Genomic DNA, 25,546 nt, shown 5'->3' on the forward strand with positions numbered 1-25,546 from the left:
GACGTGCGGTGACTGCTGCCTGAAAAAGCTGCTTTCTTTGCTTACTTTCTTTGCAGCAGCAAAGAAAGTAAGTCCCGCCCCGGACAGGGGCAGAGCTAATAGACCAAAACCAAAACAAGTTCCATAGAAGCACATCAAAATCAAACGGTGTTCAAACGCAACGCCCCGCCCACCCCGCCCAAAGTATCAGACCCTATGCGCAAGCTTCGCGCTCCCCGAAGCAGCCCCTTGCGGCCGCACGGCCAGAGTCAGGACCACAGCAGCAACGAGCGCTGCGCTCATGAACACGTACGAGGCCCCGGGCGACCCGGTCGCGCCATTGAGATACCCGACCACATAGGACCCGACGAACGACCCGAGCGCCCCCATGCTGTTGATCAGGGCCATCGCGCCTCCAGCGACATTCTTCGGCAGCAACTCCGGCACGATCGCGAAGAAAGGTCCATACGGCGCATACATCGCCGCGCCAGCGATCACGAGCAACGCATACGACGCCCAGAAGTGCGTCGAGCCAAGCAGGTACGATCCGGCAAACGCAAACGCTCCGATCAAGAGGAACGGCCACACGAACGCCTTGCGCGCATTCAACTTGTCCGACGCCCACGACGCCGCGATCATTGCGATGGTCGCCGCAAGGTACGGCATCGCCGAAAGCCAGCCCGTCTCGACCATGCCGAAGGTCGAAGCGTTCTTCAGAATCGAAGGGAGCCACAGCACGAAACCATACACGCCAATGCTCCAGCAGAAATACTGCGCGCACAACTTGATCACCGCAGGCGAACGGAACGCCTCACCGTAGTTCTTGACCGGCTTGATCGCGGCCTGCTCGGCGCGCAGCGTGGCATCGAGGTGAGCTTTCTCCTGCGCGCTGAGCCACTTCGCCTGCGCTGGCTTGTCCTGCACGATGAACCACCAGATCACAGCCCACACCACGGCCGGCAGCCCTTCCGCGATAAACATGTTGCGCCAGCCGAACGAATTCACCAGATACCCCGACACGACCGACATCCACAGCACCGTCACCGGATTGCCGAGAATCAGGAACGTATTGGCGCGTGAACGCTCGGACTTCGTGAACCAGTTCGAGATGAAGACGAGCATCGCGGGCATCACGGCCGCCTCGACGATCCCGAGCACGAAACGTATCGCCATCAGCGAAGGAATGTTGCTCACCATGCCTGTGAGCGCCGCGCATCCGCCCCACAGGATCAGGCTCACGAACACGAGCTTCTTCACACTGCGCCGTTCGGCGTAGATCGCGCCCGGAATCTGGAAGAAGAAATAGCCAAGGAAAAAGAGCGCGCCGATCAGCGACGACAAGCCCTTGCTGATGCCGAGGTCGTGATTGATGCCGGCCGCGGCGGCGAAGCCATAGTTCGCGCGGTCGAGATACGCGAGGCTGTAGGTAATGAAGACGATCGGCATGATCGCCCACCAGCGGCGCACCGCCAGCTTGGGGGTAATCGTGGTTTGCATCGTGTCTCTCCAGTATCCGGTTCGGTTCGATTCAGTCCGAATCGGTCAGGTCAGGTTGAAAGCGGCTCGTGCCGTCTTCTCGATGGATGTCTCAGGTTCTTCCAGCTTGTCCAGTTCAGCGCGCGTCGGCAGCCCTTCGCTGTCGCCGATCACCTGGATCGCAAGCGCGCCGATCCGGTTGCCGCGCGCGAGCGCATGGCGCACGTCGCGGCCCTCAAGCAGCGCGCTCACCACGCCGACCGCGAAGCCGTCGCCCGCGCCCACCGTATCGACGACCTTCGCGACCGGCACCGCCGGCACGATGCCCGCATCGCCGTCGGCGGTGCGGAAATAGGCGCCATGCGCGCCCAGCTTCACGATTACGCCCTTTGCGCCCTGGTCGAGATAGAAGCGTGCGATGTCCTCAGGCTTCGCGTGGCCCGTGAGCGTGAGCCCTTCTGTGACGCCGGGCAGCACCCAGTCGGCGAGCGCGGCAAGCGCGTTGAGCGACTCCGCCATCGCCTCGCGTGACGGCCAGAGCGTCGGGCGGAGGTTCGGATCAAAGGAAATCGTCTTGCCAGCAGCCCGCATTTCACGTGCCATGTGGAACGCGAGTTCGCGCGAACTTGCCGAAATGGCCGGCGCGACGCCCGTCAGGTGCAGGTGGCGCGCGCCCCTCACGTAGCCGGCGACGTAGTCGGCGACCGACAAATGGCTCGCCGCCGAGCCCTTGCGGAAATATTCGACTGCCGGATCGCTGCCGTCGTCGTTCTTCGATTTGAGCTGAAATCCCGTCGGATAACGCTCGTCGACGGTGACGCAATTCGCGTCGATGCCTTCGGCGGCCAGCACGTCGAGCACGTAGCGTCCGAACGAATCGCGCCCGACGCGGCTCATCCAGCCGACCTTGAAGCCGAGCCGCGACAGTCCGATCGCGACGTTCAGGTCCGCACCCGCGACGCGCTTCGTGAACTGGCCGACTTTCGCGAGGTCGCCAGTCTCGGCGGCCACGAACATCGTCATCGCTTCGCCGTAGGTCACGACGTCGAGCGTCTCGGGTTTTGTCTGCATGGTGTGTCTCCTCTCGTGTCTTGTCGGGGTGTCGGGTCAGGCGGCGGCGAGCCACGCGACTTTCGCGGCCGCGTCGGTTTCGGGCGCGGCGGCGTCGAACGGGAATTCGATGCCGCGCGGCACGTCGCGCGGCAGCAGCTTCAGCAAATGGGCGAACAGGACGTCGCGGGCGCCGGGCGCGACGGCGAAGCGCCGCGCGCCCTCGCCCGTCACGGCCTTGCAGTGCACGTAGCTCACGTGCGGCGCGAGGCGCCGCGCGGCTTCGGCCGGGTTCTCTCCCGCCCACAGCCAGTTGCCGGTGTCGAAAGTCATCGAGAGCGTGCGCGAGTCCTTCGGCAGCGCGTCGAACAGCGCGGCAAACGCGCCGATCGTGCCGCCCGCCTTCAACTGGCCGTTTTCCACGACGACGCGCGCCCGCGAACCCGACATCGTCGACAGCGCTCGATCGAGCGTGGCGGCATCGGTCGCGGTGCCGTGTTCCGTGCCGCCCAGTTGCAGCTTCACGATGCGTGCGCCGAGCGCCGCGGCTTCGTCGATGGCCAGCCTGAGCGCGGCGAGATCGAGCGAGCCGTCGGCAGCGAAGAGCGTCGCGGGCGTCGAATAAACCGCCCACAGACCGAGCGCGGCGACCTGCTCGCCGAGGCGGCGCAACGCGTCGGGCGTGGCGTCGGCGTAGCGTGCAAAGAGTTCGCGGCGCACTTCGAATCCGCTCGCGCCCGCGCGCGCCGCCGCGGCGGCCCAGAACGCGTGGCCATCGCGCCGGATGGCGTCCGCGCCAAACGCGCTGGCGACGATCACCACTTCGGCGTGTGTATCGGAATGAAGCTCGCTCACGGAAATCTCGCTCAATTCGTGCTTTTGGAACCTATGGAACCGGTTCCATTTGCGGGGTTTAAAAAAGACGCCTGCGCGTCCGTCTCAAAACGAATGGTGCGCCCGGTCGTCGGGCGCACGCTATAGTGGAATTCCCTAGGCCGGATTTGGGTCGGCGAGACACAGTTCGAGAAAGCGCGCCGCCACTCTCGATGGCGCTGCCGAGTGGGGCAGGAGGATCGAAAACCGGCGCGTGAGCGGTTCGGGCGCGATGCGCAGGCGCCTGAGCGCGTCGTCTTCGTGGCGGATCGACATCGCCGACACGAAGCCGATGCCCATGCCCGCCCGCACCGCTTCCTTCACGCCCTCGACGCCCGCGATTTCGAGCGCGATGCGCATCGGTGCGCCTGCGCTGGCGAACGCGCGCTCGACGATCTGCCGCACGCCCGAGCCGCTTTCGCGCAACACGAGCGGATGCGCGGAAATCGCATCGAGCGATGCCTCGCCGCGATCCGGCGCGAGCGCGTGCGACGCCGGCAGAATCGCGACGATCTCGTCCTCGCGCCAGGGCGTGACGCTCGTGCCCGGCGGCAGATCGACGCCCACCGGCCCTTCGATCATCGCAATGTCGAGTCCCGGAAGGGCCGCGACGATATCCGACGTGTTGCCGTCGATCGTCGTGATCGCGATGTCGGGAAACTCGCCGTGGAAGGCGGCGATGAGGTACGGCAGCAGATAGCTCGCCGGCGTCGTGCTCGCGCCGATGCGCAGCGTGCCGCGCTCAAGGCCGCGCAGCGCGTCGCGAAACGCATACGCCTGCCGGTAGGTCTCGCGGATACGCGCGGCGTACTCGGCGAGCTGCTCTCCCGCGGCGGTCAGCCGCACCCCGCGGCCGTCGCGCTGATAGAGCGGCTCGCCGAACTCGTCCTGCAACTGGCGCAACTGGCCGGAGACGGCCGGCTGCGAGAGATGCAGCGCCGTCGCCGCGCGGCTGATGTTGCCGAATTCGGCGACCGTCGCAAACGTTATAAGCTGATCGGGGGTCATTTCGTTATATATATCGGACCAGCCGATACTTTACATCCCAAATCACGATTTTTCATATCGATATATCAAGTTTAGGATTGGCGCATTGCGATAAAAACTCCGACCCGACATGTCCACTATCCAGCCCACTCATACTCTCGTCGCCAGCAAACCGTCCACGCGCGGTCAGCTGAACGGCATTCTCTTCGTCGCGCTCTTCGCCGCCGCCGTCACCCGACTCTCGTCCATGCCCGCCATCGCCGGACTCGGTATCAGCCCGCTGATCGTCGGCATCGTCGCCGGCGCACTCTACGGCAACGCACTGCGCGACGGCATGCCCGCCAGCTGGGCCGCGGGCGTCAACTTTTCGGCGCGCAAGCTGCTGCGTATCGCGGTCGCGTTCTTCGGGCTGCGCGTAAGCCTGCAGGAAATCGCGCAGGTCGGGTTCGCGGGCGTCACGGTGTCGGTGCTGATCGTCGTGAGCACGCTCGCGATCGGCACCTGGGCCGGCATGAAGCTGATGAAGCTCGACCGCGACACCGCGCTCCTCACCGCCGCCGGCAGCGCGATCTGCGGCGCGGCCGCCGTGCTCGCGTTCGAATCGACCCTGCAGTCCAAGCCGCACCAGAGCGCGATGGCGGTCGGCAGCGTCGTGCTGTTCGGCACGCTCTCGATGTTCCTCTATCCGCTCGCGATGCACGCCGGCTGGCTGCATCTCGATACGCTCGGCGCCGGCCTCTTCTTCGGCGGCACGATCCACGAAGTGGCGCAGGTGGTTGGCGCGGCCAGCAACGTGAGCCCGGAAGCAACGCACATCGCGACCATCGTCAAGATGACGCGCGTCATGCTGCTCGTGCCGGTACTGCTCGCGCTCGGCCTTTGGCTGAACCGCTCGCGTGCTGCTGCCGGCGCCGGCGGCAAGGGCGGCAAGCTCGCGGTGCCCTGGTTCGCGCTCGGCTTCCTCGCGCTCGTGATCGTGAATTCGCTGCACATCCTGCCGGAAACCGCGACCAGCACGCTCAACATGCTCGACACCTTCGCCCTCACGATGGCCATGACCGCGCTCGGCATGGAAACGCGCTTCGCACAGATTCGTCAGGCAGGCCCCCGCGCACTGGCAACGGGTGCGATCCTGTATGTCTGGCTGATCGGCGGCGGGCTTGCGATCACGCTCGGCGTCGAGCGCCTCTTCGGCTGAACGCCGGCTTAGTCTGATAAACAAGAACGCCCCGCCCTCGCGCGGGGCTTTCGCTATGTATGGCACGGACCCTGCTGAACCAGAAGTTTGCGCGCGGCGCGGCACGTCCGCCGCGCATGAACACGAGGAGGAACTGCCCATGCCCTACGAACTGTATTACTGGGACGGCCTGCAGGGCCGAGGAGAATTCGTCCGGCTCGCGCTGGAAGATGCAGGAGCCGACTATATCGACGTCGCGCGCGGCGCGAAGAAGGACGGTCTCGGCACGGACGCCATGATGAAGCTCATGAACAGCAAGACCGAGCCGCATATCCCGTTCGCGCCGCCGTTCCTGAAAGTCGGCGAACTGATCGTGCCGCACGTCGCGAACATCCTGATGTATCTAGGGCCGAAGCTCAAGCTCGCGCCGAAGGACGAGGGCTTGCGCTACGTCGCTCATGGCCTGCAACTGACGATCGCCGATGTGGTCGCGGAAGTCCACGACACGCATCATCCGCTCGCCACCGATCTCTATTACGAAGATCAGAAAGACGCGGCCAAGGTGCGCTCTAAGAACTTCATCGAGCAGCGCATTCCGAAGTTTTTCGGTTACTTTGAGCGCGTGCTGAAGCAGAACCCCGACGGCGATACGCAGATGGTCGGCAAGTCGGCGACGTATGTCGACCTGTCGATGTTCCAGCTCGTCGACGGCCTGCACTACGCCTTTCCGCGCGCGATGCGAAAATTCGGCCAGCACTATCCGCGTGTGGCGGCGCTGCACGATGCCGTGCTCGAGCGGCCGAACATCGCGGCGTATGTTGATTCTGAACGGCGCATCCCGTTCAATGAATCGGGGATCTTCAGGCACTATCCCGAACTCGATCAGGACGCGAAGTAGCCGTCGATCGCCTCGAAACCCTTAACCGCCACTTTGTGGCATGGGACCAGGTAAGCGCTGAAGCGCCAACTCTGGTCGACCGCCACTTTGTGGCATGGGACCCGAGTAAGGCGCTGAAGCACCAACTCTGGTCGACCGCCACTTTGTGGCATGGGACCCGAGTAAGGCGCTAAAGCGCCAACTCTGGTCGACCGCCACTTTGTGGCATGGGACCCGAGTAAGGCGCTAAAGCGCCAACTCTGGTCGACACAGGAGCCAGCATGGTCGAAACGATTCCCTCATTCGGTCTCGGCACGTTCCGCGTCGCGGCCGGCAAGACCGCGCAGTCGGTGAAGAGCGCGCTGCAACTCGGCTATCGTCACATCGATACCGCCCAGTACTACGACAACGAAGCCGAAGTCGGCCAGGGCGTGCGCGATTCGGGCATCCCGCGCGAGGACGTCTGGGTCACGACGAAAGTCTGGTGGGAGCGCCTGCGCCGCGACGATCTGATCGCAAGCCTGAAAGAGAGCCATCGCAAGCTCGATATCGGCACGATCGACCTCGCGCTCATCCACTGGCCGTCGCCGGACAGCGTCGTGTCGATCGCTGAAACGCTCGCCGCATTGCAGGAAGCGCAGAAGCTCGGGCTGATCCGCCATTACGGCGTATCGAACTTCACGGCGCCGCTCCTCGAAGCCGCGCTCGCCGCGCCGGGCGGGGGCACCATCGTGACGAACCAGTTCGAAGTCAGCCCGTTCCTCGCGAACCGCGCGCTTGTCGAGGCGACGCAGAAGCTCGGCGTGAAGGTAACGGCGTACATGCCGCTCGGCGAAGGTCGCGCGCACACCGACCCGACGCTCGCCGACATCGCGAAGAAGCACGGCGCGACGCCCGCGCAGGTGACGTTCGCGTGGCTGCTGTCGCGGCAGATCGTGGTGCTGTCGGCATCGACGAATCCGGAGCACCAGCAGGTCAACTGGGACGCGCAGAAACTGAAGCTCGACGCCGAAGACATCGCCCGCATCGATGCACTCGACGAAGGCAAGCGCAACGCAAATCCGCCGTTCGCGCCGAAGTGGTAGCGCGCGTAAGGTGGGCCCGACAGCCCGGCGCGTTGGAGCGCCGGGCTTTTTTTGCCCGCGCGGACCGACCGGCAGCATGGCTCGTCCGCGCGACACGCGAATGCTATCCTTGCGGCGCACTTGGCCCTGAACCGATCCAAGCCGCTCGCCCAACCGCCCGATACGTCCCGTTCACGTGCTTTCATTCCTGCTCAAACTGCGCACCCGCGCGCAAAAGCTCTTCCGGCTCTCCGATGACCACACGATGCTCGTGTGGGCGGTGATCGTCGGCGTCGCCGGGGCGTTCGCGACCGCGGCGTTTCGCGAAGGCATCGACGAATTGCAGCGGGCGTTCGGCAGCGAAGCCGGCAATTTCGTCGAGATGGCGAAGCGCCTGCCGTGGCCCGTGCGCGTCGCCCTGCCGACGGCGGGCGGACTGGTCGCGGGCGTGTGTCTCCTGATCGCGCGGCGCCGCGCGACGAAGCAGGCCCACGCCGACTACATGGAAGCCGTCACCATCGGTGACGGCGCCGTGCCCGTGTGGCAGAGCTTCTGGCGCAGTCTGTCGTCGCTATTCACGATTGCGAGCGGCGGCTCGATCGGGCGCGAAGGATCGATGGTGCAGCTCGCGGCGCTCTCGGCTTCGCTGATCGGCCGCTGGGTGCACTTCGATCCGCCGCGCCTGCGCCTCCTCGTCGCGTGTGGCGCCGCCGCCGGCATCACCTCGGCGTACAACGCGCCGATCGCGGGCGCGTTCTTCGTCACCGAAATCGTGCTCGGCTCGATAGCGATGGAGAGCTTCGGGCCGATCGTGGTCGCGTCGGTCGTCGCCAACATCACGATGCGCGAGTTCGCCGGCTACCGCCCGCCTTACGAGATGCCCGTCTTCCCGACCATCACGGGCGTCGAAGTGCTGCTCTTCGTCGTGCTCGGGCTGCTGTGCGGCGCGCTCGCGCCGCATTTCCTGCGGCTCCTCGCCGCCTCGAAGAAGCGCTTCACGCTTCTGCCGCTGCCCTTGCCGCTCAGGCTCGGGCTGGGCGGTCTGATCGTCGGCGTGATTTCGATCTGGTGGCCGGAAGTCTGGGGCAACGGCTACGAAGTCGTGAACTCGCTGCTGCACACGCCCTGGACCTGGACCGCCCTTCTCACCGTGCTCGTCTTCAAGATCATCGCGACCGCCGCAACGACCGGCTCGGGCGCGGTCGGCGGTGTCTTCACGCCGACGCTCTTCGTGGGCGCCGTGCTCGGGTGTCTCTTCGGCATCGCCGCGCACACGATCTGGCCGCACTCGACCTCCGAACCCTTCGCCTACGCGATGGTCGGCATGGGCGCGTTCCTCGCCGCCGCGACGCACGCGCCGCTGATGGCGATCCTGATGATCTTCGAGATGACGCTGTCGTACCAGGTCGTGCTGCCGCTGATGCTGTCGTGCGTAGTTGCGTATTTCATCGCGCGCACGTCCGAGCAGACGTCGATGTACGAAGTCACGCTGCGCCGCACGCGCGAAGAGAAGGAGCGCACGCGGCTCGCCGCCACGCAGATGCGCGAACTGGTGAAGCCCGCCGATACCGTCGTTCCGCTCTCGGCGAACGTGAAGGACATGACGCGCGTGTTCCTCGAATATCCTGTGAAGTATCTGTATGTCGTCGATGAGGGCGAGCACTTCCAGGGCGTGGTCGCGCTGAAGGACATCACCTCCGACCTGCTCGACGAACGCGACACGGAGACTAAGACCGCCCGCGACTATCTTCAGCCGCACTTCGACGTGCTCACGCCCGACATGTCGCTCGGCGAGGCGCTGCAGCACTTCCTCGCGTTCCAGGGCGAGCGGCTGCCGGTGATCGAGCGGCGTGCGGAGCCGCTTCTGCTCGGCGTCGTGTACAAGACATCGCTACTCGACGCATACTTCCGTTTGAACCCGACGACGCGCTGAACTTGCGCTAGTGTGCAAATTTGCAGTGCGCGGGTGCCTGGCGGCACTGCCGCATGCTGCCGGGCATCGGTGCGGCCGCACTTCAGAACTCACTCGAAGTGTGTTCGCCGCGCTCCCGTTCGAGCGCGTTCGCGCGTTGTAAGCAGTTAGTGTTTTCGCGCGACGCGAAGCGGCACGGATGCGATTGGCATGGGCTTTGCTCGTTGCTTTCTCGCTGCTTACGTCAGGAGGGGTTGAGCGATGAAAACCTCAACGATGTTGTCGATGGCTCTGGTTTCCGTGTCGTGCTATGCGGCGCCGCTTCACACGAGCGACACCGATGCCGCGATCGCGACCACTGCAATGCGCGCCGCAATGCGCGCGAACGCGGCGCCCGTGTCGGCGCCCGCGCCGGAGGTCACGGCGCAGGATCTCGACCATGCGCGCTGGCGTCACGTGAAAATCCCGAAGTCGCGCGCGCCGAGCCGCGGCATGGCGAGCCAGCCCGTGCAGGTGCAGACCTGAAGCGCTTCCTTTATCCACCGGAACGATGCGAATGACCGACACGCCCAAACACGCCTTGAACGACGAGCCGATCGACGATGAAATCGCGCAGGTGCTGCGCGCCATGCAGTTTCCGGCAAACAAGGACGCGATCGTCGATGCCGCGCGCGAAGCGGGCGTAAGCAACGACGTCATTACGGTTTTCGACGCGCTCCCCGAGCAGGATTACGCCGACGCGGATGCGGTCGAGCAACTTCTCGGCGGCAACGGCGGGCCGGGTCTGTCGATCTAGAGCCCGGCTCAGTTCGCGCCGAATACCACGCGGCTGAAGAAGCCTGCAAGCACGGCCTCGGCGAAATCCCCGGGCACCGATTGCGGGTCCGACGAATAGAAGAACTGCACGCCATCGCATAGCGCGATCAGGCCGAGCGAAAGCTGCTCGGCCGGCATTGGCAACGGCGTGCCGACGCGCTCCGAAAATGCGCTGATGTAATCGGTCGTGGTCTGGCGCAACTCCCGCATGAACGCATTGAACTGCTCGCGAAAAGCCGCGTCGCGGCTCGCATGCAGCTTCGCCTCGACCCACAGCAAAAAGCATTTGTTCTCGCGATAAATCTCGCTGTAGTACTCCAGCACGCGCGCTTCCATGTCCGCGCGCGACGCCTCCCCGTCTTCGAAAATCGAGCGCATGCGGCCCATCGTGGCGTCGTGATCGCGCCTGAGCAGTTCGAGCAGCAGCTCCGACTTGCTGCCGAAATTCGAATAGAACGCGCCGCGCGAGTAGCCCGCAGCGGCCGCGATGTCTTCGACGCTCGTCACGCCGAATCCCTTGTTCATGAATGCCGTGAGCGCCGCATCGAGTAGACGCTGGCGCGTCTGGTCGCGGCTTTGCTCACGTGTGAGGCGGGTGGGTTTCATGCGTCGAGTTTAGCATCGAACCCCCTTTCAGAACGTTTTTGATACAGCTTTGCATTCGAATACATACCTGTATTAGAATTCATCGTGCATTGCCCGGTGTATCGCCGGAAAGCCCGTCGTCAATGGCGTTCCGGCCTCTTGCCGAGCTTCTCATGCGTCCCCCCGTGTCTCGAAATGCTGCCGCCGCGCCGTACGCGCCGAGTTTTCGAGCTCCCGATCCCGCCTTCGGCGTCGAGGTCTTCTGTGATTTCTTCTCGCTGCGTGTTTCAGTCGAACCGCATCCGCGCGCTGGCCAGCGCCGCATTCATCGCCACGCTCGCCGCGCTCGCCGCATGCGGCAAGAAGGAAGCACCGGCGCCCGCGCCGAGGCCGGTCGTCGCCGTGGCCGCCGAGGCCGACGGACAGCCGCCGCGCGCCACCCTTCCCGGCCAGATCGAGTCGCGCTATTCGACGCCGCTCTCGTTTCGCGTCGGCGGGAAGATCACCGAGCGGCGCGTACGGCTCGGCGATAGTGTTGCGGCCGGCCAGATCGTCGCGAAGCTCGATCCGGCGGATGCGTCGAAGAATGCCGCCAGCGCCGCCGCGCAACTCGAAGCCGCCCAGCACCAGCTCGCCTACGCGAAACAGCAGCTCGATCGCGATCGCGCCCAATCCGCCGAGAACCTGATCGCGCCGGCACAACTGGAGCAGACGCAGAACGCCTATGCCACCGCGCTCGCGCAACGCAATCAGGCGCAGCAGCAGGCGGGGCTCGCGGCCGATCAGCTGAAGTACACGACGCTCATCGCCGATCACGCGGGCGTCATCACGTCCGAGCAGGCCGACACGGGCCAGAACGTCACCGTCGGCCAGCCTGTCTACAACCTCGCGTGGAACGGCGACATCGACGTGGTCTGCGACGTCCCGGAAAGCGCGCTTTCCGCGCTCGCGGTCGGGGCGCGCGCCACCGTCGCGCTCGGCGCGCTGCCGGGCAAGTCGTTCGCCGCGCGCGTACGCGAACTGTCGCCCGCCGCCGATCCGCAGAGCCGCACCTACCGCGCGAAGCTGACGGTCGAAGCGCCGACGCGCGACATGCGCCTCGGCATGACCGCCGACGTCACGTTCGCGCAGGCCGTCGCGACGCAGCACGCCGGCGTGTTCACGCTACCTTCTACTGCCCTCTTCCACGACAACAAGGAGCCCGCCGTCTGGGTCGTGAAAAGCGATAACGCGCTCGAACTGCGCCGCGTCGAGGTCGCGCGCTACGGCGAGCGCACCGTCACCGTCACGCGCGGCCTGAACGCGGGCGAGCGCGTCGTGTGGCAAGGCGTGCACACGGTTTCCGCCGGCGAGAAAGTGCGCGTCGTCGCGCCGCTGCATCCCGAGGACTTCGCGTCATGAGCACGCAGGCTCCGGATCAAGACACGCCGCAGGTAAGCGCGCAGAACAACGACTACCGTCACGAGGAAGGCCGCTTCAACCTCTCGGCGTGGGCGCTGCGGCATCGCGCGCTGGTCGTCTTCCTGATCGCGATGGCGACGATCTTCGGCATCATTTCCTACACGCGGCTCGCGCAGTCGGAGGACCCGCCGTTCACGTTTCGCGTGATGGTGATCCGCACGTTCTGGCCGGGCGCGACCGCGCGTCAGGTGCAGGAAGAAGTCACCGACCGCCTCGCGAGGAAGCTGCAGGAAACGCCGTCTACCGATTTCCTGCGCAGCTACTCGCGCCCCGGCGAGTCACTGCTGTTCTTCACGATGAAGGACGGTGCGCCGCCGAGCGAAGTGCCCGAAGAGTGGTATCAGGTGCGCAAGAAGGTCGGCGACATCGCGGCGACACTGCCGCAAGGCGTGCAAGGCCCCTTCTTCAATGACGAATTCGGCGACGTCTACACCAACATCTACACGCTCGAAGGCGATGGCTTCTCGCCTGCGCAACTGCACGACTACGCCGATCAGTTGCGCGCGGTGCTGCTGCGCGTACCGGGTGTCGCGAAGGTCGACTACTTCGGCGATCAGGACGAGCGCATCTACGTCGATATACCGAACACGCAGCTGACCCGCCTGAACATCTCGCCGCAGCAGATCGCCGAAGCGATCAACGGACAGAACGCGGTCGCGCCGGCGGGTACGATGAATACGCCCGTCGACCGCATGTTCGTGCGTCCGACCGGCCAGTTCACTGACATTAAAGCGCTCGCCGACACGCTGATCCGCGTGAACGGCCGCTCGTTCCGTCTCGGCGACATAGCGACGATCAAGCGCGGCTACGTCGATCCGCCCGCGACGCAAATGCGCTCGGGCGGCCAGCCCGTGCTCGGCATCGGCATCACGATGCAGCCGGGACAAGACGTGGTGCGACTTGGCAAGGCGCTCGACGCGAAGACCGCCGACCTCCGCGCGCACCTGCCCGCGGGGTTGAAACTCGCGGAAGTGTCGAGCATGCCGCACGCGGTATCGAATTCCGTCGACGACTTTCTGGAGGCGGTCGCCGAAGCGGTAGTGATCGTGCTGGTGGTGAGCCTCGTGTCGCTCGGCGTGCGCACGGGCATGGTCGTCGTGATTTCGATTCCGGTCGTGCTCGCGGTCACCGCGCTGTTCATGTATTTCTTCGATATCGGCCTGCACAAGATCTCGCTCGGCACGCTGATCCTCGCGCTCGGGCTGCTGGTCGACGACGCGATCATCGCCGTCGAGATGATGGCCGTGAAGCTCGAACAGGGCTGGAACCGCACGCGCGCCGCTGCCTACGCCTACACCAGCACGGCCTTTCCGATGCTGACCGGCACGCTCGTGACCGTCGCCGGCTTCCTGCCGATCGCGCTCGCGAAGTCGAGCACCGGCGAATACACGCGCTCGATCTTCGAAGTCTCGGCGATTGCGCTGATCGCGTCGTGGCTCGCCGCCGTCGTGCTGATTCCGCTGCTCGGCTACAAGCTCTTGCCCGAGAGGAAGCGCGAAGCGCACGAGGCGCACCTGCCCGATGATCACGAGCACGACATCTACGACACACGGTTCTATGGGCGTCTGCGCGGCTGGGTGACGTTGTGCATCGAGCGGCGCTTCGTCGTGTTGATCGTCACCGTCGGGCTGTTCGTGATCGCGCTCGGTGGCTTCGGCCTCGTGCCGCAGCAGTTCTTCCCGAGTTCGAACCGGCCGGAACTGCTCGTCGATGTGCGCCTGCAGGAAGGCGCGTCGTTCGACGCCACGCTGCGCGAAGCGAAGCAGCTCGAAAAGGCGCTTGAAGGACGGCCGGAAATCGATCATGTGGTGAGCTTCGTCGGCACGGGCGCGCCGCGCTTTTATCTGCCGCTCGACCAGCAGCTGCCGCAGCCGAACTTCGCACAGTTCGTCATCACGGCGAAGACGGTCGAAGCACGCGAACAGCTGTCGCAATGGCTCGAACCGACGCTGCGCGAAAAATTCCCCGCGATCCGCACGCGGCTGTCGCGGCTCGAAAACGGGCCACCGGTCGGCTATCCGGTGCAGTTGCGCGTCTCCGGCGACGACATCGCGACCGTACGCAAGATCGCCGAGCAAGTGGCCGCCGACATGCGCGCCGACGCGCGCACGACCAACGTGCAGTTCGACTGGGACGAGCCGTCCGAGCGCTCGGTGCGCTTCGAAGTCGACCAGAAGAAGGCGCGCGAACTCGGCGTCTCCTCGCAGGACGTGTCGAGCTTCCTGGCGATGTCGCTCTCCGGCTACACGGTCACGCAGTATCGCGAGCGCGACAAGCTGATCGGTGTCGACCTGCGCGCGCCGCTCACCGAACGCGTCGATCCGTCGCGGCTCGCGACGCTCGCGATGCCGACGCCGAACGGCCCGGTGCCGCTCGGCACGCTCGGGCACGTCGTCAACGACCTGGAGTACGGCGTGATCTGGGAACGCGACCGGCAGCCGACCATCACCGTGCAGTCGGACGTGAAGGCGGGCGCGCAGGGCATCGACGTGACCAACGCGATCGACAAGAAGCTCGACAGCACCTTGCGCCCGACGCTGCCGGTGGGCTACCGGATCGAAGTCGGCGGGCCGGTCGAGGAAAACGCGAAGGGACAGACATCGATCAACGCGCAGATGCCGATCATGCTGATCGTCGTGCTGACGCTCCTGATGATCCAGCTGCAAAGCTTCGCGCGCGTGATGATGGTCGTGCTCACGGCGCCGCTCGGGCTGATCGGCGTGGTCGCGGCGCTGCTTGCCTTCGGCAAGCCGTTCGGCTTCGTCGCGATGCTCGGCGTGATCGCGATGTCCGGCATCATCATGCGCAACTCGGTGATCCTGATGGACCAGATCGAGCAGGACATCGCCGCCGGACACGAGCGGTTCGACGCGATCGTCGGCGCGACCGTGCGGCGATTCCGCCCGATCACGCTGACCGCCGCGGCCGCCGTGCTCGCGCTCATTCCGCTTCTGCGCAGCGACTTCTTCGGTCCGATGGCGACCGCGCTGATGGGCGGCATCACGAGCGCGACCGTGCTCACGCTGTTCTATCTGCCGGCGCTTTATGCGGCGTCGTTTCGCGTGAAGAACGACGAACGCGCAAAACCCGGCGAGGATGCGCCGGAGGGAGTCGAGCCATGATGAAGGTCTGGAAAGCGACGACGGCGTCATTGGCCTGCGCCCTCGCCGCCTGTTCGTTCGGGCCGAGCGGCAAGCCGCCCGCGATGCCGCAGCCCGAACACTACGGCGCGCTCGCCCAGCCGGCGCAGACCGTCGAAGCGCAAGGCGCATCGCAACGCTTTGACGTCGGTGCGAAACCGGTGCCCGAATGGTGGAAGCTGTATCGTTCGGACGCGCTGAACGCGCTCGTCGACGAAGGCTTGCGCAACAGCCCGAATCTCGCCGCCGCCGACAAGAGTCTCGCGGCCGCGCGCGAGCAACTGAAGGCGCAGGTCGGCTCGTCACTGTTGCCATCGATCGATGCCGGCGGACAGGCCTCACGCCAGCGCGGCCTCGGCGTGCCGGAATTCGGTCCGCCGACCGCGGTCTATAACCTCTTCGTCGGCCAGATCCAGGCGCAATACACGTTCGATCTGTTCGGCGCGGCGCGCTACGAGAACGCGTCGCTCGCCGCGCAGGTCGACCAGCAGTCGTTCCAGCTCGATGCCGCGCGCCGCGCGGTCGCCGCCAACATCGTGACCGGCGCGATCGGCGCGGCCGCGCTGCATGCTCAGATCGACACGACCGAGCGCCTCGTCGCGCTCGCAAGCGACGACGCGCGCGATGCAGAACGCCGCTATGCGCTCGGCTCGGCGTCGCGCTCGGAGGCGCTCAATGCCGAGGAAAGCGCGGCATCGCTCGCGGCGTCGCTGCCGGGTCTGCGCGCGCAGTGGCTCGCGACGCGCCACGCGCTCGCCGTCCTGCTCGGACGCACGCCGGACCAGGCGCCCGACGATCTCGATTTCGCGAGCCTCGCCGTGCCGGACAGCGTGCCGGTGGTCGTTCCGTCGGAACTGCTCGCGACGCGCCCCGACATCCAGGCCGCCGATGCCGCTGTCAAAGCCGCAGCCGCGCAAGTCGGCGCAGCGACGGCGCAGTTGTTTCCGAGCCTGTCGCTGTCGGCATCGATGGGCAAAGGCGGCTTTAGCTGGCCGACGGCGCTGTCGGGCGCGGGCGCGTTGTGGAGCATTGGCGCGTCGCTCTCGCAGCCGATTTTTCACGGCGGCGCATTGCTCGCACAACGGCGCGCAGCGCTCGATACCTATGACGCCGCCGTCGAACAGTACAAGCAGACGGTGCTCGCCGCGTTCCAGAACGTCGCGAATACGCTGGCGTCGCTGGAACAGGACACGGCGGCTCTCTCGTCGAGCGATGCGGCGAGTCGCGCGTCGCGAGGCTCTTCCGACGACACCGCCGGGCGCGTGCGGCTCGGCGCCCTGCCGCCGCGTGCTGCGCGCGCAAGCGAACAGCAATACCGCAACGCGCAGCTCAACACGATCCGCTTTGCGAGCGCGCGGCTTACCGATACCGCATCGCTCTTTCAGGCGATGGGGTCGCCCGCGGGCATTGTGCAAGCGGCATCGCGATGAACTGACCTGGCGGGGAAAGTTGTCCCCAGCCGATGGGGACCAGTCTGTTAAAAAGCTTCGGACAACGACGCCAAGTGTCTGACACGCAAGGGAATATCGATGTCGCACGAAAGCGCATCAAGCGCGCTCGCGGCATGAGCGACTTATCCCCGCCGAATGTTGACAGACCTGTGGACAAGCACGTGGCGAGTGCCTCACGTCGTTGATTCGCCTGAATAAAACGCTCGCGATGCGCTTTGCATCAGTCCGGCGAACATCGTCCAGCCGACTGAAGCGCGCCCGGCTTATCCACAGAAAATGGGGATAGCCTTGTGCATAAGCGCGTGGCAGGTGAATCAAGTGGCTGATCGGCAAGAACATTCTGGCAACGGTGCCAGCGACGCACCTTCGCCGCGCGCCGCTCAACTCCCCTTGTACTCCGCCGCGCTCGCCGGCGCCGGCCTCGCCGGCGCGGCCGCCTTCGGTGCCGATGCGCCAGCCGCATCCGGCGACATATAAGCCGGCGCCGCCTTCGCCTTCTGCTGCTGACCCGCGGCCGGCGCGCTCGGCGCACTGCGCATGTCGGCGAGCATCTGCTGGCAAGGCAACGGCTTGTTGTTGCTCGGCGCGATGAGCGGAATCAGCGCCGCGAAAGGGTTGATCAGCCCGAGGCCGACCGCCGCCGCGCCGCGAACCGCGAGCGCGCCCGCGCTCACGCCCACGTGCGGGTCCTTAAACGTGCCCTTCACATAGAGCGGCGAGCGCAGCGAGAACACCCGGAAGCCTTTCGTATGCGGATGGATGGCAAGATCCATCTCCTCGGTCTTCAAGTCGATGTGGCCATCCATGTTGATGACGGCGTCGTCGGTATCGAGCGCGAACACGCGCGACTCCAGCACGCCGTTGGTCGCGACGAAATCCGCCGCCGCGCAGTTGATCTTCACGTCGCGCTTGCCGAAGAGCTTCTCATACACGACGTTCGCCACGTTCAGCCCCGCCGCCTCCATGTAGAGGCGGCTGACCGTGCCATCGGTGATCAGCGCCTTCACCTCGCCATTCGACGTCGCAGCGAGCGCCGCGGGCGAGTTGCCGGTCGCCGAGAGCGCCGCGTCGCCGTTCACTTCGCCGAGCGCCGACTGCATCGTCTTCACGTTCGGGAAGAGCTGTTTCAGCTTCAGATGCCGCGCCTCGGTCGAGACCCGCCCCTTCAGCGGCGTCGTGCTGCCGTCGAGATGGATGTTCGATGCGAGCGAGCCGCCCGCCACGCCGAACTTGAGCGGTTCGAGCGAGAGCACGCCGTCCTTCATCACCACATGCGTGTAGAGATCGGTGATCGGCAGGTCCGGGTCCTTGATGATGCGACGGCCCGTGAACTTGACGTCCGTATCGATGGCCTTCCAGCGGTCGGTCTTGAACTCCTCGGTCGGCAGCGCCTTCGCCGACGGCTGTTTCGTCTCCTCGCCGCGTTTTGCCTTGCTCGCATTCGAATCGGCGCCGATGATCGGCGCGAGATCGGAGAACTGCAGCAGATGCGAAACCAGTTCGCCGGACAGAAGCGGCCGCGGCTGTCGTCCCGCGTAGACGAGCGAGCCGTTGATGTCGCTGCCGCCCACGCGGCCCGTGAAGTTCTCGTACTTGAAGACGTTGCCCTCCTTCTTGAACTGCCCGACGAGCCGTCCTTCGGTCGCATACGGCGGCGTCTCGGGCAACGTCACGCTCGTGATCGGATAGAGATGCGCCATGCTCACGCCCTGCAGCCAGAGCCGCAAGTCGAGTGCAGCGAGATGCGCCGGATCGGTGACGGTGCCGACGAGTGCGATATGCGTGTCGCCGATCCGCACGTCCGCCTGCACGGGGAACGGCCTCTGCGCGTCCTGCAACGCAAGCACGCCGCCCACCTTGCCTTCGCCCGACACAGCCGTCTTGTTGTACGTGCCCTTCACCGTCCAGCCGATGCCGTACGGCGGCACCGGCGGCTTCGGACCGTTCTTCGTGGTGATGCTGTTGGCCGCCGATGTGCTGGCGGGATTCGCCGGCTCCGCACTCGCCGCAGCCGCGGCCGAAGCCGCCGAGGCCGCCGACGCCTCGGAAGCCGCTTCTGCGCTCGCCTGCTTGTCGAGCTTGTTTGCGCCGCTCTTGCCGACCACCTCCGCCGACGACTTGCGCGACGCCTCTTCCTGCTGCTTCATGGCCTCGCCGATCGGCACCGGCTGGCCGAGCGTATCGACGACCGCCTGCATGTCGGCTTTCGTGATCTCGTCCGAATAGGCGATCGCGCCCTTCGCGAACGCGATGTCGTGCAGCTTGAGATTCCACGTCGAAGGCTCGGTCGACTGCTGGAACTTGAACGTCCAGTTGTTGCGATTGTCCTTCAGGCGTTCGAGATCGATCGACGGATTGACCAGGTTGATCGTCGGAATCACGATGTCGTGAGCGAGGAGCGGCAGGAGCGCGACCTGGAACTCGATCTCGTCGAGCGTGGCGAAATATTGCTGCTTCGCCCAGTCCGGGTTCGCCACGGTAATTTTTTGCGCGGTGAAGCGCGGCCACGGCACCCAGCGCTTCCAGCCGGTCTCGCTCGGCGGGCGCGCCCAGCCGAGCTTGAGGTCGCCGGTGATGTGGAATTGCCGGCCGATGGCTTGTGACACCTTGTCGTCGACCCACGGCCGGGCACGATTCCAGTCGAAGGTCAGGAACACGACGACGATCACGGCGATCAAGAGCGCCAGAATGGCAAAGAACCATGCAACAATTTTTCCGATCTTCCGGCCTTGCGCCATGACGGCTCCAACGTTTTTTCTCATTGCGATCGGCGCAGCATGTTACGTGCCCGGTTTTACCGCCGCCCCGCGCCCGGCCGATTCGCTTTAAGATCGCTCGCCAGTCCTCACACATACTCAAAATGCCCGACCCGCAGCAAGCTTTCGAGACCTTGCCGAAGGCGCCCTCGCGGGACGCTGGTGCCGCGCTGATCGCCGCGTGCGGCGTCGAGCGGCGCGATCCTGTGCGCCAGGCGATCCTGCTCCATCCGACCGACTTCATCCTGCGCGAAGGCGATCGCGCGGTGATCACGGGTCCGTCCGGCTCCGGCAAGAGCGTGTTCTTGCGCACGCTCGCGCTGCTCGACCCGGTCGATGCCGGGCGCATTCTCTGGCGCGGCGAGCCCATCGCGCGCTCTCGCGTGCCGGCGTACCGGCGGCGGGTCGCATATATCGCGCAGCGGCCCGCGATGCTCGACGGATCGGTCGAGGACAATCTGCGCTATCCGTTCGGTCTGAAGGTTTATCGCGATCTGCGTTTCGATCGCGCGTCGGTCGCGCGTCTCGCGGCGGCGGCAAGCCGCGGCGAGGATTTCCTCGACAAGCGCGCGAGCGACCTGTCCGGCGGCGAAGCACAGATCGCGGCGCTGATCCGCGTCCTTCAACTCGCGCCCGACGTCCTCCTGCTCGACGAGCCGACCGCATCGCTCGATCCGGATTCGGCGCGCGAAATCGAGGCGCTGGTTGCCGCATGGTCCGCCAACGAGACGGCGCGCGCGCGCATCTGGATCTCGCACGATCCGGCGCAGGCACGGCGCGTCGGCGACCGGCAACTGACGATGGTCGCGGGCACGCTGACCGAGGCTCCGTCGCAGGAGGGCACGCCATGAGCGGTTATCAGAACCTGAGTCTCTTCGACATCGGGCTGGCGGCGGCGCTGATCGTCGTCAATGGCGCGCTCTCGGTCGCGCTCAGGCTCGATCTCGAACGCAAGCTCGCGTGGGCAGCGGTGCGCACGGTCGTGCAACTGTTCCTGATCGGCTATGTGCTCGGCTGGGTGTTCGAGTTCGACCGCTGGTACGTCGTGCTGCCGCTAATGGCCGTGATGACGCTGATCGCCGGTTTCTCCGCCTCGAATCGCGGACGGCGCACGTACGCCGGGCAGCGCGCCGACAGCATCGCGTCGATCTGGGCGAGTTCGTGGCTGGTCGGCGCGTTCGGGCTTTTCGTCGTGATCCGGATTCATCCGTGGTACGAGCCTCAATACGCGATTCCGATTCTCGGCATGATCCTCGGCAATACGCTGACGGGTGTGTCGCTCGGCATCGAGCGGATGACCGAGGAGCTGACCGCCGGGCGTGGCGCGGTCGAGATGTCGCTTGCGCTGGGTGCGACGCGCTGGGAAGCGGCGCAAGGCCCGGCGCGACAGGCAGTGCGCGCCGGGATGATCCCGACGCTCAACCAAATGGCGGTGGTCGGGCTCGTCAGCCTGCCGGGGATGATGACCGGACAGGTGCTCGCGGGGCAGTCTCCGTTGCAGGCGGTGCGGTATCAGATCGTGATCATGTTCCTGATCGCGGCATCTTCGGCGCTCGGGACGGTCGGGGCGGTCGTGCTCACGTACCGGCGGCTGTTTTCGCCGGAGCATCGGTTTATGGCGGGGAAGCTGGTGGAACGGAGCAACTAGGACGCCGGACAGGAGCGGCTCGCACGCCGGATTCTCTGCTATAAGTAGGAGATAAACCTCTGCCTTGTGCCTAAGCATGTGGAGAGAATGCGAACGATGAGCCCGCGCCGCCTACCCGATCGACTGAACCTGGCCATTGCGCGGCGTTGCCCTGTCTCGTGCAACGGTTGCTACACGTTTTTCGGCCGGGATGAACCGGACCTCGACGCGCTTCTGGCGTCGGTGGCCGTCTTTGTCCGCCTCGGCGTCAGTTGCGTCACCGTGTCGGGCGGCGATCCCCTGACGATTGCCAACCTGCCAGCGTTTCTGCGCGGTCTTCGTTCAGTGGGTGCGACGTCAATCAAGGTGGATACGGTCGGCGTCGGGTTGTCGCGGGGTATCGATGACGCGGGCGGCCCTGGCTGGCAGGTGGCCGAACTGATGGATGCCATCGATTTTCTCGGCATTCCGCTCGACGGGTGGTCGAACGAAAGCGTGCTCCAGTTCCGCCGCGGCCGGCGCAGCCTGTACAGCGAGACCGTCGCGCTTCTCGACACCCTGGATCGTCTGGATGGTCCCCCCCGGGTCATCGTCAACACCGTCGCGCATCGCGCCAACCTGCCTTGCCTCGATCGGATCAGTCTCGAAGTGCGACGCCATCGGGCCGTCTGTCACTGGAACATCTTTCAGTACACGCCCACGGACCAGGCTCGCGCGGGAGCGAACGACCGCTTTTTCGTGAGCGACGAGGCATTCGCGCAAACGGCCCTTACTTCTGGTTTCGCGGCGGCTCACGCGGGCGGCGCCGGACCGCGGGTCGAGTTTCGCAGCGCGACCTCCCGGCTTGGCCAGTACCTGCTCGTCAACAGCGATGGCGAAGCCTGGCTGCCCGATGCCGCTGGCTACACCATCCCCCTCGGGCCAGTTTTTGGCGCGGAGAAGTCCGTCCTCGAACGCTGGGAAGATGCGGCAGCAACCTTGCAAAAGACGACGCCGCGCCGAACCCTACCGGTGACGGAGCAAGGTTTCGCCGGAGTGGCCTAGATGGTATTCGTCAGCTACGCGCGCGTGGACCGCTCTCTGGCGACAAAGCTGGCGCAGGCTCTGGCGCAGAAGGGCGTCGGCTGCATGCTGGACCCGGAACTCATCGAGGGCGATCCGTTCTGGCGGGAGACGATCGCGCAGCGTTTTCCCGACTGCGATCTGATGATTGGACTCCACTCGCCATTCGCGCTGGCATCACCATGGGTGCAGCAGGAACAGGATGCGTTTCCGGGTCGCAAGATGTGGCTTGCCGTCGACTCGCCCCCGGTGGCGACGGTTGCCGAACTTATCCCGCGTGACCAGGCGCTGAGCGCCATACTGGCCGCGCTGCCTCATCGCCGGCAACAACCGTGCGCGACAAGCCGACCAGCGCCCAGATCCTCCCTCAAGAACGAGCGTATGGCGCTCGCACGCGATGAAAATTCGACGCTGGAGAGCTTCCAGCGGTCGTGTTCGTCGTCGCTGCGGCGCAACCTCGAAATCACAGGGGAAGTCGCCCGGACCGGCGACGGGTTCATGGTGTTGCGGCGGCTCCCGGCTTTCTCGAAGCGAGACGTGTACCTCGGTGTCCTGCCGGTCACCAACGCGCAGTACCGGGAATTCCTCCGCGCATCCGGCTACCCGGAGCCCCCGACCTGGAAGCGAGCCGGGTTCCGGGCCGACGACGCGCCAGTCACCGGAGTCAACTGGTTCGAGGCCTGCGCATTCGCCCACTGGGTCGGCGGCAGCCTCCCCACCGAGGCCGAATGGGTCGCGGCGGCGACCGGTTGCGACCCGTCGCGCTCCCATGCCACGGCGACCGGCGAGATCGGCGACGCCCTCGCCTGCTTCGGAAAGCCGTTTGGCGCCGCCTGCCCGGCTGCCGCGACGGCTCATCCGCCCAATCCAGAGGGATACTACGGCATGTGCGGAAACACCTGGGACTGGTGCGCGGACGTCTGGGACAGCCACCGGGTCATTCGCGGTGGCAGCTGCATGGATTCGGCCGATTTTTGCACGACCCGCACTCGTTACCGGAATGCACCGGTCGACCGCGACTGCAGCGTTGGCTTTCGCGTGAAAATCGAGCTGGACGTCAGCCGGCATCGGCAAGGAGGACTACGGTGAGCGAAGATACTGATCTCCTGCAACACACGGAGCATTTGTCACCCCGGGAACGAGCGGCTGCGCTGGCCCACTGGATCTACATCCGAACCTCCCATGAGGACGCCGATTGGTCTCTTCGGGTAAGCGAAGCGTGGGAGGATCTGGATGCCAAGGCCAGGCACTTCAATCTCGCCACGATCGATTCGTGGGCGCATTCGCCGGACGTCCTCGCCGCCTGGATCGAGGCACTCGATGCCTATCGAAAAGAATTGCATCATGGGTAAGTACGGCCTGGCGGCTGCCGGCACGCCCTGCGTGAACGGGCCGCCGCCATGAAAAAGGTCATTGTCCACCGCCAGACCCGGTTGCTCGACGACTACTTCCAGGTGGACGAGGCGCATTTCTCGCACGAGCTCTTCAGCGGCGCGATGAGCCCGGTCATACGTCGGCTCAGTTTCGAACGCGGCGACTCGGCGGCGGCGGTCGTGTACAACCGCGACACGGAGCGCGTCATCCTGGTCGAGCAGTTCCGCTATCCCGCGTACGGAAAGGGGCCGGGCTGGTTGACGGAGGCCGTGGCCGGGATCGTGCGGCCGAACGAGCCGCCCGAGGCCGCTCTGCGCCGTGAAGTGCGCGAGGAGATAGGCTACGAGATCGACACGCTGCACCACATCGCCGAATTCTACGTGTCGCCGGGTGGATCGTCGGAGCGCGTCTTTCTTTACTACGCGGAAGTGATTCGTGCGGGCAAGACCGGCCCCGGTGGCGGGGTAAGAGCGGAAGGCGAAGACATCCGCATCGTCGAGTACTCCATGGATGCATTGCGGGATGACCTGGTGCTCGCGCGGATTCAGGATGCCAAAACCTTGATCGGCATCATGTGGCTCCTGTCTCGTCGATTGTCGGACGCCGCCGCGATTTCTCCTCGCGCAGGCAGGGGGCGGCATGACTGACGCAACGAAAACCTGCTTCGTGATCATGCCTTTTCGCGAGAAGACCGATGTCGACGGCAAGCTGATCGACTTCGACCGGATCTACGACAAGCTGATCCGCAGCGCGGTTGAAGGTCAGCCCATGCGAGATGCCGGTGGCCCGCTACTGAAGTGCGTCCGGTGCGATGAAATCGACCAGGCGGGATGGGTTCACCGGCAGATGATCTCGCACATCATGGACGACGCCGTTGCAGTGGTCGATCTCTCGACGCTGAACCCGAATGTCTTTTATGAGCTGGGCGTGCGCCATGCACTTCGCCAGGGGGTCACGGTGCTGTTGCGCCGTGAAGGCACGAAGACGCCCTTCAATCTGCAGGGATTCAAGTGCATCAGCTACGATCCGGACGCGCCCGACAGCGTCGCGGCCGCAGGGGTGAAGATTGCGCAGTACATCGCCAACGGTCTCAGCGGGCAGGTGCTGGACAGTCTCGTGCACGAAGTGCTGAAGGAGCGGCACCTCGTCACCGCGCCTCCCGAGCGCGTCCATCCCGACAAGGCGCAACTGTTCAGGCTGCGCAACGCATCGAAGAAGCGCATCGGGATTCTCACCGGCGATCTGCGTCACGTGACCGACATCGACATCTGGGTCAATTCGGAAAACACCAACATGCAGATGGCCCGCTTTTACGATCGCTCGGGGTCGGCCGTAATCCGTTACTTCGGCGCCAAGCGACGGGCTGGACAGGTCATCGAGGACACCATTGCCCACGAATTGGCCGCCGCGATGGGAGCGGCAACGTCCGTGCCGCCCGGCACCGTCCTCGTCACCACGGCAGGCGAGCTGACACAGAGCAACCGGGTGAAGCGCATCTTCCACGCGGCGGCAGTCCAGGGGCAGCCCGGCGTGGGTTACAAGTCCGTGCCGGATGTGGAAGCCTGCATCTCCGAGGCTCTGAGGACCGCCGACTCACCCGAATACGCGCATGAAAAGCCCCGCTCGATCTTGTTTCCCCTCATGGGCACCGGCACGGGCGGAGCGGACCCGAGAGATACCATCAAGCGTCTCATCGAAACCGCTATCAACTACTTCGAGCAGAAGCCCTCGAGCGTCATCTCGACGGTGTATTTCCTGGCTTACACCGACCATCAACGCGATTTCTGTCTGGGCGCACTTGCCCAGGCCAAAGTGGACCGTCTGCCGGACAACAGCCGGTAGCCCGTAACGAAAGCGCGGCTCGCCCCTTCCTGCGCAG

The 25,546-nt window shown here is 65.4% G+C and carries 22 protein-coding genes; 16 read left to right on the plus strand and 6 right to left on the minus strand.

Annotation, left to right across the window (positions count from 1 at the left end; translation table 11 throughout):
- Positions 1 to 186: 186 nt before the first annotated feature.
- From AWB81_RS22560 to AWB81_RS22575, 4 genes are all read right to left on the minus strand, one after another.
- Entirely contained in the window at positions 187 to 1,464 is a 1,278-nt protein-coding gene (locus AWB81_RS22560) for an MFS transporter (protein ID WP_062638812.1), read from the minus strand.
- 57 nt (positions 1,465 to 1,521) lie between these two features.
- A complete protein-coding gene (locus AWB81_RS22565) occupies positions 1,522 to 2,526 on the minus strand; it encodes a sugar kinase (RefSeq protein ID WP_062638771.1) in 1,005 nt (334 codons plus the stop codon).
- A gap of 36 nt (positions 2,527 to 2,562) precedes the next feature.
- Positions 2,563 to 3,360 (minus strand): sugar phosphate isomerase/epimerase family protein, encoded by a 798-nt coding sequence (locus tag AWB81_RS22570; RefSeq protein ID WP_062638813.1) that lies wholly within the window; start codon positions 3,358 to 3,360, stop codon positions 2,563 to 2,565.
- 135 nt (positions 3,361 to 3,495) lie between these two features.
- Entirely contained in the window at positions 3,496 to 4,386 is an 891-nt protein-coding gene (locus AWB81_RS22575; protein ID WP_062638772.1) for a LysR family transcriptional regulator, read from the minus strand.
- Positions 4,387 to 4,495: 109 nt separating this feature from the next.
- Here AWB81_RS22575 and AWB81_RS22580 point away from each other — a divergent pair, with 109 nt between their 5' ends.
- The 6 genes from AWB81_RS22580 to AWB81_RS22605 all read left to right on the plus strand — a co-directional run bounded on the left by AWB81_RS22580 (position 4,496) and on the right by AWB81_RS22605 (position 10,191).
- On the plus strand, positions 4,496 to 5,563 hold the full coding sequence (locus AWB81_RS22580) for a YeiH family protein (RefSeq protein ID WP_062638773.1): 1,068 nt from the start codon (positions 4,496 to 4,498) through the stop codon (positions 5,561 to 5,563).
- Positions 5,564 to 5,702: 139 nt separating this feature from the next.
- Positions 5,703 to 6,440: a glutathione S-transferase gene (locus tag AWB81_RS22585; protein WP_062638774.1), complete on the plus strand. Its 738-nt coding sequence runs from the start codon at positions 5,703 to 5,705 to the stop codon at positions 6,438 to 6,440.
- A gap of 260 nt (positions 6,441 to 6,700) precedes the next feature.
- Entirely contained in the window at positions 6,701 to 7,504 is an 804-nt protein-coding gene (locus AWB81_RS22590; RefSeq protein WP_062638775.1) for an aldo/keto reductase, read from the plus strand.
- A gap of 175 nt (positions 7,505 to 7,679) precedes the next feature.
- Complete coding sequence (locus AWB81_RS22595; RefSeq protein WP_062638776.1) at positions 7,680 to 9,416, plus strand: ClcB-like voltage-gated chloride channel protein; 1,737 nt, start codon at positions 7,680 to 7,682, stop codon at positions 9,414 to 9,416.
- 240 nt (positions 9,417 to 9,656) lie between these two features.
- On the plus strand, positions 9,657 to 9,920 hold the full coding sequence (locus tag AWB81_RS22600) for a hypothetical protein (RefSeq protein ID WP_062638777.1): 264 nt from the start codon (positions 9,657 to 9,659) through the stop codon (positions 9,918 to 9,920).
- A gap of 31 nt (positions 9,921 to 9,951) precedes the next feature.
- The gene (locus AWB81_RS22605) at positions 9,952 to 10,191 is read left to right on the plus strand and encodes a DUF2795 domain-containing protein (protein WP_062638778.1); all 240 of its coding nucleotides are present in this window, start codon (positions 9,952 to 9,954) and stop codon (positions 10,189 to 10,191) included.
- 8 nt (positions 10,192 to 10,199) lie between these two features.
- Here the strand turns inward: AWB81_RS22605 and AWB81_RS22610 are convergent, their stop codons facing one another.
- Positions 10,200 to 10,817 carry a TetR/AcrR family transcriptional regulator gene (locus AWB81_RS22610; RefSeq protein WP_062638779.1) on the minus strand — a complete coding sequence of 206 codons (618 nt, stop codon included), beginning with the start codon at positions 10,815 to 10,817 and terminating at the stop codon, positions 10,200 to 10,202.
- Positions 10,818 to 11,060: 243 nt separating this feature from the next.
- On the opposite strand from AWB81_RS22610, the gene AWB81_RS22615 reads away from it, so the two are divergent.
- The 3 genes from AWB81_RS22615 to AWB81_RS22625 are packed head-to-tail and all read left to right on the plus strand — an operon-like array spanning position 11,061 to position 16,827.
- Positions 11,061 to 12,197: an efflux RND transporter periplasmic adaptor subunit gene (locus AWB81_RS22615; RefSeq protein WP_374730506.1), complete on the plus strand. Its 1,137-nt coding sequence runs from the start codon at positions 11,061 to 11,063 to the stop codon at positions 12,195 to 12,197.
- The gene (locus tag AWB81_RS22620) at positions 12,194 to 15,379 is read left to right on the plus strand and encodes an efflux RND transporter permease subunit (RefSeq protein WP_087135122.1); all 3,186 of its coding nucleotides are present in this window, start codon (positions 12,194 to 12,196) and stop codon (positions 15,377 to 15,379) included. The genes AWB81_RS22615 and AWB81_RS22620 overlap by 4 nt, the downstream gene beginning before the upstream one ends.
- Positions 15,376 to 16,827 carry an efflux transporter outer membrane subunit gene (locus AWB81_RS22625; protein ID WP_062638781.1) on the plus strand — a complete coding sequence of 484 codons (1,452 nt, stop codon included), beginning with the start codon at positions 15,376 to 15,378 and terminating at the stop codon, positions 16,825 to 16,827. Before AWB81_RS22620 ends, AWB81_RS22625 begins: the two co-directional genes overlap by 4 nt.
- 401 nt (positions 16,828 to 17,228) lie before the next feature.
- On the opposite strand, the gene AWB81_RS22630 is transcribed toward AWB81_RS22625, so the two are convergent.
- Complete coding sequence (locus AWB81_RS22630; RefSeq protein ID WP_062638782.1) at positions 17,229 to 19,586, minus strand: AsmA family protein; 2,358 nt, start codon at positions 19,584 to 19,586, stop codon at positions 17,229 to 17,231.
- Between the two features lie 122 nt (positions 19,587 to 19,708).
- Here AWB81_RS22630 and AWB81_RS22635 point away from each other — a divergent pair, with 122 nt between their 5' ends.
- The 7 genes from AWB81_RS22635 to AWB81_RS22665 all read left to right on the plus strand — a co-directional run bounded on the left by AWB81_RS22635 (position 19,709) and on the right by AWB81_RS22665 (position 25,509).
- The gene (locus AWB81_RS22635) at positions 19,709 to 20,455 is read left to right on the plus strand and encodes an ABC transporter ATP-binding protein (RefSeq protein WP_087135123.1); all 747 of its coding nucleotides are present in this window, start codon (positions 19,709 to 19,711) and stop codon (positions 20,453 to 20,455) included.
- On the plus strand, positions 20,452 to 21,252 hold the full coding sequence (locus AWB81_RS22640) for an ABC transporter permease (RefSeq protein WP_062638783.1): 801 nt from the start codon (positions 20,452 to 20,454) through the stop codon (positions 21,250 to 21,252). The genes AWB81_RS22635 and AWB81_RS22640 overlap by 4 nt, the downstream gene beginning before the upstream one ends.
- Before the next feature lie 96 nt (positions 21,253 to 21,348).
- On the plus strand, positions 21,349 to 22,275 hold the full coding sequence (locus AWB81_RS22645) for a radical SAM protein (protein WP_062638784.1): 927 nt from the start codon (positions 21,349 to 21,351) through the stop codon (positions 22,273 to 22,275).
- Positions 22,276 to 23,382 (plus strand): SUMF1/EgtB/PvdO family nonheme iron enzyme, encoded by a 1,107-nt coding sequence (locus AWB81_RS22650; protein ID WP_062638785.1) that lies wholly within the window; start codon positions 22,276 to 22,278, stop codon positions 23,380 to 23,382.
- Positions 23,379 to 23,645 carry a hypothetical protein gene (locus tag AWB81_RS22655; RefSeq protein ID WP_062638786.1) on the plus strand — a complete coding sequence of 89 codons (267 nt, stop codon included), beginning with the start codon at positions 23,379 to 23,381 and terminating at the stop codon, positions 23,643 to 23,645. The genes AWB81_RS22650 and AWB81_RS22655 overlap by 4 nt, the downstream gene beginning before the upstream one ends.
- A gap of 48 nt (positions 23,646 to 23,693) precedes the next feature.
- On the plus strand, positions 23,694 to 24,314 hold the full coding sequence (locus tag AWB81_RS22660; RefSeq protein ID WP_062638787.1) for an NUDIX domain-containing protein: 621 nt from the start codon (positions 23,694 to 23,696) through the stop codon (positions 24,312 to 24,314).
- Positions 24,307 to 25,509 (plus strand): macro domain-containing protein, encoded by a 1,203-nt coding sequence (locus tag AWB81_RS22665; protein WP_062638788.1) that lies wholly within the window; start codon positions 24,307 to 24,309, stop codon positions 25,507 to 25,509. The genes AWB81_RS22660 and AWB81_RS22665 overlap by 8 nt, the downstream gene beginning before the upstream one ends.
- The last annotated feature ends 37 nt before the right edge of the window (positions 25,510 to 25,546 follow it).

The sequence above is a fragment of the Caballeronia arationis genome (assembly GCF_001544975.2).
Taxonomy (GTDB): Bacteria; Pseudomonadota; Gammaproteobacteria; order Burkholderiales; family Burkholderiaceae; genus Caballeronia; species Caballeronia arationis.